The sequence below is a fragment of the Methylobacterium sp. C25 genome, assembly GCF_021352225.1.
Taxonomy (GTDB): domain Bacteria; phylum Pseudomonadota; class Alphaproteobacteria; order Rhizobiales; family Beijerinckiaceae; genus Methylobacterium.
On record NZ_JAAUVI010000008.1, the window covers coordinates 175,498 to 185,471 of the forward strand.

The 9,974-nt window shown below is 68.7% G+C and carries 10 protein-coding genes; 7 read left to right on the forward strand and 3 right to left on the reverse strand.

What is annotated here, in order from left to right:
* Window positions 1-7: 7 nt before the first annotated feature.
* The 6 genes from HCU64_RS18690 to HCU64_RS18715 all read left to right on the forward strand — a co-directional run bounded on the left by HCU64_RS18690 (window position 8) and on the right by HCU64_RS18715 (window position 6,183).
* Window positions 8-772 carry an enoyl-CoA hydratase-related protein gene (locus tag HCU64_RS18690; protein ID WP_233385699.1) on the forward strand — a complete coding sequence of 255 codons (765 nt, stop codon included), beginning with the start codon at window positions 8-10 and terminating at the stop codon, window positions 770-772.
* Window positions 769-1,638, forward strand: a complete 870-nt coding sequence (locus HCU64_RS18695; RefSeq protein WP_233385700.1) for an SDR family NAD(P)-dependent oxidoreductase — start codon at window positions 769-771, stop codon at window positions 1,636-1,638. The genes HCU64_RS18690 and HCU64_RS18695 overlap by 4 nt, the downstream gene beginning before the upstream one ends.
* Window positions 1,625-2,482, forward strand: a complete 858-nt coding sequence (locus tag HCU64_RS18700; RefSeq protein WP_233385701.1) for an SDR family oxidoreductase — start codon at window positions 1,625-1,627, stop codon at window positions 2,480-2,482. The genes HCU64_RS18695 and HCU64_RS18700 overlap by 14 nt, the downstream gene beginning before the upstream one ends.
* A gap of 9 nt (window positions 2,483-2,491) precedes the next feature.
* Entirely contained in the window at window positions 2,492-3,496 is a 1,005-nt protein-coding gene (gene corA / locus HCU64_RS18705) for a magnesium/cobalt transporter CorA (protein WP_233385702.1), read from the forward strand.
* Window positions 3,497-3,646: 150 nt separating this feature from the next.
* Window positions 3,647-5,332, forward strand: coding sequence for a methyl-accepting chemotaxis protein (locus tag HCU64_RS18710; RefSeq protein WP_233385703.1), 1,686 nt, complete (start codon window positions 3,647-3,649; stop codon window positions 5,330-5,332).
* 104 nt (window positions 5,333-5,436) lie between these two features.
* The gene (locus HCU64_RS18715) at window positions 5,437-6,183 is read left to right on the forward strand and encodes an SOS response-associated peptidase (RefSeq protein ID WP_233385704.1); all 747 of its coding nucleotides are present in this window, start codon (window positions 5,437-5,439) and stop codon (window positions 6,181-6,183) included.
* Between the two features lie 4 nt (window positions 6,184-6,187).
* On the opposite strand, the gene HCU64_RS18720 is transcribed toward HCU64_RS18715, so the two are convergent.
* Both HCU64_RS18720 and HCU64_RS18725 read right to left on the reverse strand, forming a co-directional pair.
* Entirely contained in the window at window positions 6,188-7,438 is a 1,251-nt protein-coding gene (locus tag HCU64_RS18720; protein WP_233385705.1) for a class I SAM-dependent RNA methyltransferase, read from the reverse strand.
* On the reverse strand, window positions 7,435-8,181 hold the full coding sequence (locus HCU64_RS18725; protein ID WP_233385706.1) for a TlyA family RNA methyltransferase: 747 nt from the start codon (window positions 8,179-8,181) through the stop codon (window positions 7,435-7,437). The genes HCU64_RS18720 and HCU64_RS18725 overlap by 4 nt, the downstream gene beginning before the upstream one ends.
* A 107-nt stretch (window positions 8,182-8,288) precedes the next feature.
* Between HCU64_RS18725 and HCU64_RS18730 the strand changes: the two genes are divergently transcribed.
* The gene (locus tag HCU64_RS18730; RefSeq protein ID WP_233385707.1) at window positions 8,289-8,828 is read left to right on the forward strand and encodes a superoxide dismutase family protein; all 540 of its coding nucleotides are present in this window, start codon (window positions 8,289-8,291) and stop codon (window positions 8,826-8,828) included.
* A 155-nt stretch (window positions 8,829-8,983) separates the two neighbouring features.
* Here HCU64_RS18730 and HCU64_RS18735 read toward each other — a convergent pair.
* Window positions 8,984-9,974: transketolase C-terminal domain-containing protein (locus HCU64_RS18735; RefSeq protein WP_325169995.1), on the reverse strand; the 991-nt coding region annotated here is incomplete at its 5' end.

Here is a 9,974-nt window from a genome sequence, read left to right on the forward strand (position 1 = left end):
CTCGACCATGAGCGACTTCGTCAAGATCCAGGATAGCGCCGGCGGCGTTCGCATCATCGGGCTCGACCGAGCGCAGAAGAAGAACGCGCTCACCGGCGTCATGTACGACGCCATGTTCGACGCGCTCGCGGGTGCGGACGCATCGGCCGAGATCGGCGCCGTGGTTTTCGCCGGGCTGCCCGGTGTGTTCTCGGCCGGCAACGACCTTGCCGATTTCGTCGAGGGCGCGCGCAAGGCCTTCTCCGAGGCACCGGCCTTGCGCTTCATCCGTCAGCTCGCCCGGACGAAAACGCCGATGGTGGCGGCGGTGGACGGCATCGCCGTCGGCATCGGCACGACGCTGACCCTGCATTGCGACCTCGTCTACGTCTCCGACAAGGCGCGTTTCCGGATGCCCTTCGTCGAGCTCGGCCTCGTGCCGGAGGCGGCCTCGAGCTACCTGCTGCCGCGCCGGGTCGGCCTGCTGAAGGCGACCGAATTCCTGCTGCTCTCCGAGCCCTTCGACGGCGCGACGGCCGTGAGCCTCGGACTGGCGAACGCGCTCATGCCCTCAGACATGCTGGTCGAGCACGCCGTCGCGCAGGCCTCGCGCCTGGCCGCGCTGCCACGCGGGGCGGTCGAGGCCTCCCGCAGGCTGATCCGCGGCAATCAGGCCGAGGTCGAAGGCGCCCTCGAGGCGGAGGCCGAGGCCTTCGAGACGCGGCTGCGCTCGCCGGAGGCGCAGGCCGCCTTCAAGAGCTTTCTCGACCGCGCCCCGAAGCCCGCCGCGTGACCAAGCCCAACCTGCGCGGCAAGGTCTGCCTCGTCGCCGGGGCCTCGCGTGGTGTCGGGCGTGGCATCGCGCGAGGGCTCGGCGAGGCCGGTGCGACGGTGATCGTCACGGCGCGGTCGAGCGAGACCGGACCGCGTACCGAAACCCGGCCGGAGACCATCGAGGATACCTCGCGCGAGGTCGACGCAGCCGGTGGCGAGGGCCACCACTACATCTGCGACCACCGCAGCGAGCGCGCGGTCGACGAGTTGGTGCATTGGTGCGTGCGCCGCTTCGGCCGCATCGATGTCGCGGTCTCCAGTGTCTGGGGCGGCAACGAGGGCTTCGATGGCGAGCGCTACGCCGATGGCGTCGCCTGGGGCACGCCGTTCTGGCGCCGCTCCGCCGAACTCTTCGCCGGCCATCTCATGAGCGGGCCCTATCCCGGCCTCCTGCTGGCGCGGGCGGTCGCGCCGGCGATGATCTCCGCCAGGAACGGCCTCATCGTCCTGGTCTCGTTTGGGACCGAGGAAAGCTATCTCGGCGACATCTATTACGACCTCGCCAAGGCGACGACGAACCGCCTCGCCTTTGCCTGCGCCGCTGATCTCGCTCCCCACGGCATCGCCTGTCTCGGCCTCTCGCCGGGCTTCGTGCGCACCGAGCGCGTGCTCGATCTCGGCCAGACCGAGCTGGCGACAGAAACCGCGCTCTATGCGGGGCGGGCCGTCGCGGCGCTCGCGGGTGACGCGGCGGTATCGACCCGCAGCGGGCAGGTTCTGCACGTGGCCGATCTCGCCCGCACCTACGGCTTCACCGACGCCGACGGCACCCAACCCGAACGTTTCCGGATCGGACCAGAGGAACACAGCGATGGCCAACCTTAGCGGCAAGACGCTCTTCATCACCGGCGCGTCGCGCGGCATCGGCCTCGCCATCGGCCTGCGCGCAGCCCGCGACGGTGCCAACGTCGCCATCGCGGCCAAGACCGATCAGCCACATCCGAAGCTGGAGGGCACGATCCACACGGCTGCGGAGGCGATCGAAGCGGCCGGCGGTCGGGCCCTCCCGCTGCTCGTCGACGTGCGCGACGAGGATGCGGTCAAGGATGCCCTCGACCGGACGGCCCAGACCTTCGGCGGCGTCGACATCGTCGTGAACAATGCCAGCGCGATCTCGCTGACGCGCACGCCGCAGACCGAGATGAAGCGCTTCGACCTGATGCACCAGATCAATGCGCGCGGCACCTACATGGTCAGCAAATACGCGATCCCGTACCTGCAGAAGTCGGGGAACCCGCATATCCTGATGTTGTCGCCGCCCCTCGACATGGCGGAGAAGTGGTTCGCACCGCACCTCGCCTACACGATGGCCAAGTTCGGCATGTCGCTCTGTGTGCTCGGGCTCGCGGGTGAGCTGCGCAAGAGCGGGGTTGCGGTCAACGCCCTGTGGCCACGCACCACCATTGCTACGGCGGCGGTCCGCAACATCCTCGGGGGCGAGGCGCTCATCGAAGCGAGCCGCACGCCGGAGATCCTGGCGGACGCGGCGCATGCGGTCTTCCTCAAGCCGGCACGCGAATTCTCCGGCCAATTCCTGATCGACGACACCTTCCTGGCTGGCGAAGGTGTCACGGACTTTTCAAAATACCGCGTCACACCCGGCGTCCCTCTTGCGCCGGACTTCTTCGTGCCGGATGCGAGCGTAGCTCCTCCCGATGCGTTGGCCTGAGTTCAGCCCTTGATCTTCATTCATCAGCCGGTCCCCGGCGCCGCCCAGATGATCCTGGAACGGCGCCCGCTCGAACTGCAGGACGTCATCCCCGAGGACACCCTCTGGCTCGACATGGTCCGGCCGACCCGCGAGGAGGACCTCAAGGTCGAATCCTTCATGGGCATCTCCGTGCCGACGCGCGAGGAGATGAAGGACATCGAGCCGTCCGAGTTGCTCTACGTGGAGGAGGGCGCCCGCTACATGACGGGCCGCGTGCTCTCGAAGGTCGAGGATTCCGAGGAGCCGGGCCTCGCCGGCATTACCTTCATCCTGCGCGGCAATCGGCTGGTCACCGTGCGCTACGAAGAGCCGCAGGCCTTCCGGATGTACACGCAGCGGGCCGGCCGCAGCACCGGCAATGGACCCTCCGTATCGTCCTCCGGCGAGACCATCCTCGCCGGTCTGATCGAGGCTGTGATCGACCGGGCTGCGGACGTGCTCCAGCTCCAGGGCGAGCGCATCGACCGCCTGTCGCGAAAGATCTTCGAGGAGAAGAGCGATCCGAGCGCCCGCAACACGGCGCTGCAGGACACCCTGCGGGCGCTCGGCCGTCACGGCGATCTGATTTCGAAGCAGCGCGAGAGCCTCGTCTCGATGGAGCGCATCCTGCTCTCGCTTTCGGCAACATATCGCACCGCCAAGGCCCCCAGGGAACTGCGCGAGGACGTCCGCTCGACACTGCGAGATCTCCAGTCTCTTGAAGAGCACGCGACGTTCCTCTCGACCAAGATCCAGTTCCTGCTCGACGCCACGCTCGGATTGGTCAATCTCGAGCAGAACAACATCATCAAGTTGTTTTCGGTTATGGCGGTTGTGTTCATGCCGCCGACTCTGATCGCCTCGATCTACGGAATGAACTTCAAGTCTATGCCGGAGCTCGAATGGCCCTACGGCTATCCTCTGGCCGTGTGCATGATGGTGGTGGCAGCGGTGCTACCTTACGTCTTCTTCCGATGGAAGAAATGGCTCTAGCGCACAACCCTCGGAAGTATTGCTGACAACACGCCAGCGGCGGCCGTGTTGAGACAGGTATATTGTATTCGTACGGCAATGGAATTTTAACGTTAAAGATGAAAATTCGCTGCAATGCCGCCCGCTCGGGATGCGGCTGCGGGATTTTTCATGCGCCTCACCCTCAAAGCCATCCTCGCCGGCTCGATCACCTGCCTTGCGCTCGCGGCGACGGGGCAGGGCATCGTCAGCATCGTTCGGCTTTCGTCGATCGAGCATAGCGCCGTCGACGTCAGCACGAACTGGCTTCCTTCCGTGAACAAGCTCGGCGCCATGAACACGGCCACACGCGACGCGCGGGTGAAGCTCTATCGGCTCGCCACCGCCTCCGACGACGCGGCATTGCTGGCCGACAATCGCAAGAGCCTCGAGGTCAGCCTCAAGAAGTTGGCGGATCTCCGCGCCGAGTACGAGCCGCTGATCAGCTCCCCCGAGGAGAAGCGGATCTACAGCGAATTCCAGACAACCTGGGCGACCTACGAGGAGATGCAGCGCCGCGCCGTCGCGCTCATGGTCGATGACAAGAAGACCGAGGCCTTCGCGATGGTGAAGAGCGCCGAGATGGCTGCCCTGAACAACAAGGCCACCCAGGCGCTGCAGAAGACCGTCGAGCTGAACCGCGACGGCGCCGTGAACACCATCGCCTCGGTCGTCGAGGCCACCAGCTCCGCCAAGCTCTCCGCCTACATCGCGATGGCCATCGCCATCATGGCGGCCATCGGAACCATGCTGTTCGCCCTTTTCGGCATCTCGCGACCGCTCGCCGGGATGACGGGGGCGATGGGTCGGCTGGCCGAGGGTCGGCTGGAGACCGGGATTCCCGGCATGGGCCGCCAGAACGAGATCGGCGAGATGGCTGCCGCCGTCCAGGTCTTCAAGGAGAATCTCATCCGCACCAAGGCCCTGGAAGAGGAGACGGCTCTCGCCCGCGCCGGCGCCGAGGCCCAGCGCAAGGCCGCGATGCGCGACATGGCGGACGGGTTCGAGCAGGCGGTCGGCGGCATCGTCGGCACCGTCACCTCGGCTGCGACCGAGCTGCAGGCGACTGCCCAGAGCATGACCGCCACCGCGACCCAGACCGCGAACCAGTCGACCTCGGCCGCCGCTGCCGCCGAGGAGGCCGCGACCAACGTCAATACGGTGGCCGCCGCCGCGGAAGAACTCGGCTCGTCGGTCCTGGAGATCAGCCGTCAGGTCGACGGCTCGGCCGATCTCGCCCAGGCCGCCGTGAGCGAGGCCGCGCAGACGGCGCAGCTCGTCCAGGAACTCAGCACCGCCGCCTCGCGCATCGGCGACGTCGTCAAGCTGATCTCGGACATCGCCGGCCAGACCAACCTGCTGGCGCTCAATGCGACCATCGAGGCGGCACGCGCCGGAGAGGCCGGCCGCGGCTTCGCCGTGGTTGCCGCGGAAGTGAAAGAGCTGGCCTCGCAGACCGCCAAGGCGACCGACGAAATCGCCGGACAGATCGAGAAGATCCGCGGCGCCACCGACAAGAGCGTCCAGGCGATCGACGGCATCGCCGGCCGCATCCGCGAAATCAGCAACGTCGCCACGTCGATCGCCGCCGCCGTGGAAGAGCAAGGCGCCGCGACCCAGGAGATCGTGCGCAACGTCTCACAAGCGGCCATGGGCACGGCGGAGGTCACCACGAACATCAGCGGCGTCGCCGGCGCTGCCGAGGAGACCGGTGCATCGGCCGGTCAGGTCCTTTCGGCAGCTTCGGAGCTGTCGCGCCAGTCCGAGCATCTCGGCGCCGAAGTCCGGCGCTTCCTCGACAACGTGCGCGCCGCCTGACGGCCCGTGGCGCGATGCGGTCGTCCTGAACCGCATCGCGCGCCGACCGCGCAACGATCGATCCCGCTCTTGGCCGCAACGGGCGAGGTGTCCATATCCGGCATATGTGCGGCCGCTACGTCATCGCCCTGACGCCCGAGCTGTTTCGACGGGCCTATGGCTATGTCGAGACGCCGAATTTTCCCGCACGTTACAACGTGGCGCCGACTCAGCCGGTCCCGATCGTCACCAATGACCACGGCACGCGGCATTTCCTGCTGGTGCGCTGGGGCTTCTGGCCGAGCTGGCTCAAGGACCCCGCCGACTTTCCGCTGATCTTTAACGCGCGCGTCGAAACCCTCGCCGAGAAGCCGACGTTTCGCGGAGCACTGAGGCATCGACGCTGCGTCTTCCTCGCCGACGGGTTCTACGAGTGGCGACGCGAGGGCAAGGGGAAGACGGCGGTAAAGACGCCCTATCTCATCCGCCACGCAGACGGTGGTCCGATGGCGCTGGCTGGCCTCTGGGAGACCTGGTCGAGCCCCGACGGCTCGGAGGTCGACACCGCGACGATCGTCACCTGCGGCGCCAACGGGACGCTGTCGGCAATCCACGAGCGGATGCCGGCGATCCTGTCGCCCGAGGCTGTGGGGGACTGGCTCGATACGGTGGGCAACGAGCCGCGTGACGTGATCGAGCTTTGCCGGCCCTGCCCGGACGAGTGGCTGACCATGAGCGAAGTCGGCGACCGCGTGAACAATGCCCGGAACGACGATGCCGGGCTCGTCGAGCCCGTCGGCAAGCCGATGGCCGCCCCGAAGCCTGCCGAGCCCCGAAGGAACGCGGGCGGCGAGCAGGGCAGCCTGCTCTAGGCGCTCAACGGAGTCGTCTGCGCTTCGGGGTCGCCTCGCGCCGGAACACGCCGACCAGCTCGACATGGCCGGAATAGCGGAACTGATCGACCGGCGTGACCTGTTCCAGCCGGTAGCCACCTGCGATCAGCGTGGCGGCGTCGCGGGCAAAGGTGCCGGGATCGCAGGAGATGCCGACGACCAGCGGCACCTTCGATTCCGCGATCCAGCGCGCCTGGGCCTGGGCGCCGGCGCGGGGCGGATCGAACACCACGGCATCGAAGCGGTCGAGTTCAAGCGGCAGGAGCGGGCGGCGGAAGAGGTCGCGGCGCTCCGTGGTGAGTGTGCGCAGGCCCGTGGTGGCGCGGGCGGCCCGGTCGAGGCTGCGCAGGGCGGCCTCGTCGCCCTCAACGGCCAGCACGTCGGCGCTGCGGGCAAGAGCGAGAGAGAAGGGGCCGCATCCGGCGAAGAGGTCGGCGACGCGCTTCACGCGCTTGTCCATCGCGCCGAGCACGAGAGCGGTTAGCGCGGCCTCGCCGGCTTGCGTCGCCTGCAGGAAGCCGCCGGGCGACGGCATCAGGCGCGCCTCGCCGGAGGCCAGGGTCGGCGGCCGGCGCTCGACGACGATGTCGCCGTGGAGCGCGAGGCGCGCCAGATCGAGCTCGCCGGCGAGCCGGGTGAGCGCGGCGCGCGCCTTGTCGCTGACCGGACCATGGCCGCGGACGTCGACGTCGAGACCGGATTCGGTCGCGGTCGCCTGCACGTCGAGGGGCTTCGAGCCGCGGCCGAGATACTCGGCCAGCGCCTCGGCCACCTGTGGCGCGCGGTGGAGGGCCGGCACCGTGATCGGGCAATGCTCGATCGGGACGAGGGCGTGGCTGCGCGCGGCCATCAGGCCGGCGCGCGCAGTGTCCTCGATGCGGCGCACGTGCAGGGTGATGCGGCGCCGCCCGGCGCCATGCGCCTCGACGAGGGGCAGCAACGGCGTCTCGATATGCGCCTGGGCCAGAGCCTGGTCGACGATACCGCGCTTCCAGGCAGCATAGGGATCGGGCGCGAGATGCTGCACCGCGCAGCCGCCGCAGGCCTCGTAATATGGACAGAACGGGTTGATCCGGTCGGGGGAGGGCGTCTCGATCGCGAGGAGCCGACCGCGGCCGCCCTCGCGCTCGATCATGATGCGCTCGCCCGGCAGGGCGCCGGCCACGGCGAGGCCGTCGGCGGTGAGCCCGTCGCCGCGCGCGCCGAGCCGGGTGATGGTGACACTCTCGCTCAACGGATGCCGCCCTTGCGCGCGCCGATCAGGAATTCGCGGTTGCCGTCGCCGCCTTCGACCGGCGAGGGCGCCAGTCCGAGAATGTCGAGCCCGAGCCCTTCGAGCGCGGTCCTCACCTCGTCGCAGACGGCTGCGTGAACGGCCTCGTCGCGCACGATGCCGCCGCGCCCGACGCGCTCGCGCCCGGCCTCGAATTGCGGCTTGATCAGTGCCGCCAAAGCGGCCCCCTCGGCCATCAGCGCGACGGCGGCGGGCAGGACGAGGCGCAGGGCGATGAAGCTCACGTCGATCGTGACGAGATCCGGTGGCTCGGCGAGCGCATCGGCGGCGAGCTCGCGGATGTCGGTGCCCTCGAGGCTCGTCACCCGAGCATCGGCCCGCAGCGAGGCGTGGAGCTGGTCGCGGCCGACATCGAGCGCGGTGACGTGGCGTGCGCCGCGCCGGAGCAGGACGTCGGTGAAGCCGCCGGTCGAGGCGCCGATATCGAGACAGACCCTGCCGCTCGGATCGAGCCCGAAGGCGTCGAGCGCCGCTGCCAGCTTGAGGCCTCCACGGGAGACATAGGGGTGCGGCGCGCTCGCCTCGATCCGGGCATCCGCCGCCACGAGGTCGGCGGGCCGCGCAACCGGCCGCCCGTCGGCACTGACCAGCCCGGCGCGGATCGCGGCAACGGCGCGGGCGCGGCTCTCGAACACGCCGCGGTCCACAAGCAATCGGTCGGCGCGCAGTCGTTCGGCCGTCATTGCGGGCACGTCGTTCGGTCCGGAGTTGATGAAGGTGTGATAGGCCGCCCCTGTCTGCGGGGTGCCCAGCCCCCTAACTAGCCCGTCGGATGGAGGAGAGTCACCCGATGAGATGCATACCGGCCGCCCTCGTGCTTGCGGGCCTCGCGATGCCCGCGCTCGCGCAGGAGAAGAAGGACGAGGCCCCCGCCACCGCCGTCCAGACCTACGAGAGCCCGATCACGAACAACAAGGGCGAGCCGATCGGCCAGATCCAGATCCGCGACGGCGCGAATGCGTTGGTTCTGCGCGTGACGGTCAAGGCCGGCGGCCTCACGCCCGGCTGGCATGGGCTGCATTTCCACGCGGTCGGCGATTGCTCGGACACCGAAAAGTTCGAGAAGTCGAAGGCGCACGTCAATCACGACAAGCGCTCGCACGGCCTCCTGAACGGCGATGGCCCGGACGAGGGCGACCTGCCCAACCTCTTCGCCAATGCCGACGGCTCGGCCAATGGCGAGATGACCAGCGAAATGGCGCTGACCGGCGAGGAAAGCCTGAAGGACGGCGACGGCTCGGCCCTGATCATCCACGCCAACGAGGACGACCACGCGAGCCAGCCCATCGGTGGTGCGGGCGCGCGGGTGGCGTGCTCGGTGATCAAGTAGGGCTGATTAAACCCTCCGTTGTCATTCCGGGGCTCGCGTCAGCGAGAACCCGGAATCCAGACACGCAGGTTCCTCTAAGCCGAGCACCGTCGGCGGCTCTGGATTCCGGGTTCCGCTTCGCGGCCCCGGAATGACGGCTCAGGCCGAGGGGCCGCTCAGCGGCGGCGGCTCAGGCTGACGACCTCGGCCTCGCCGGTCCCCTTGCGGGTCGGCAGTGCGCCCTTCACCGTTGCGATGATGCCCTCGGCATCGAGGCCGGCCTCGGCGTACATCTTCTCGGGCTTGTCGTGATCCTGGAAGCTGTCGGGCAGCGTCATGGTGCGAACCCGGACGGTGCCCGCATCGAGCGCGCCCTTGGCCGACAGAAGATGCAGCACCATCGCCCCGAAGCCGCCGGTCGAGCCCTCCTCGACCGTCACCAGAACCTCGTGGGATTGGGCGAGGTCGAGGATCAGGTCCTCGTCGAGCGGCTTGGCAAAGCGCGCATCCGCCACCGTGACGGCGATGCCGGCCTTTTCCAGTTCCTCGGCCGCCTTCAGGGCCTCGCCGAGGCGCGTGCCGAGCGTGAGCAGGGCGACGCGGGCATTGGCGGGGCGACGGATCACCCGGCCGCGGCCGATGGGGAGAACCTCGCCCTGCTCCGGCAGCTCGATGCCGACACCCTCGCCACGCGGATAGCGCAGCGCGATCGGGCCGGTGTCGTGCGCGTGGCAGGTCGCCACCATGTGCACGAGCTCGGCCTCGTCGGCCGCCGCCATCACCACGAAGTTCGGCAGGCAGCAGAGATAGGCGAGATCGAAGGCACCGGCATGGGTGGCGCCGTCCGCGCCCACCAGGCCCGCCCGGTCCATGGCGAAGCGAACCGGCAGGTTCTGGATCGCCACGTCGTGCACGACCTGGTCGTAGCCGCGCTGCAGGAAGGTCGAGTAGATCGCCACGAACGGCTTGTAGCCCTCCGTCGCCAGACCCGCCGCGAAGGTCACGGCATGCTGCTCGGCGATGCCGACGTCGAAGGTCTTGTCGGGGTGCGCCTTGCCGAACAGGTCGATGCCGGTGCCGCCGGGCATCGCCGCGGTGATCGCCACCACCTTCGGATCGCTATCGGCCGCCTTGATCAGGCTCTGGCCGAAGACCGCCGTATAGCTC

Excerpts from the sequence above, each read along its gene's own strand:
- HCU64_RS18725 (WP_233385706.1), bottom strand. The coding sequence starts at position 8,181 with ATGACGGCCGAACGACTGCGCGCCGACCGATTGCTTGTGGACCGCGGC.
- HCU64_RS18730 (WP_233385707.1), top strand. The coding sequence starts at position 8,289 with ATGAGATGCATACCGGCCGCCCTCGTGCTTGCGGGCCTCGCGATGCCC.
- HCU64_RS18690 (WP_233385699.1), top strand. The coding sequence starts at position 8 with ATGAGCGACTTCGTCAAGATCCAGGATAGCGCCGGCGGCGTTCGCATC.
- HCU64_RS18710 (WP_233385703.1), top strand. The coding sequence starts at position 3,647 with ATGCGCCTCACCCTCAAAGCCATCCTCGCCGGCTCGATCACCTGCCTT.
- HCU64_RS18700 (WP_233385701.1), top strand. The coding sequence starts at position 1,625 with ATGGCCAACCTTAGCGGCAAGACGCTCTTCATCACCGGCGCGTCGCGC.
- HCU64_RS18715 (WP_233385704.1), top strand. The coding sequence starts at position 5,437 with ATGTGCGGCCGCTACGTCATCGCCCTGACGCCCGAGCTGTTTCGACGG.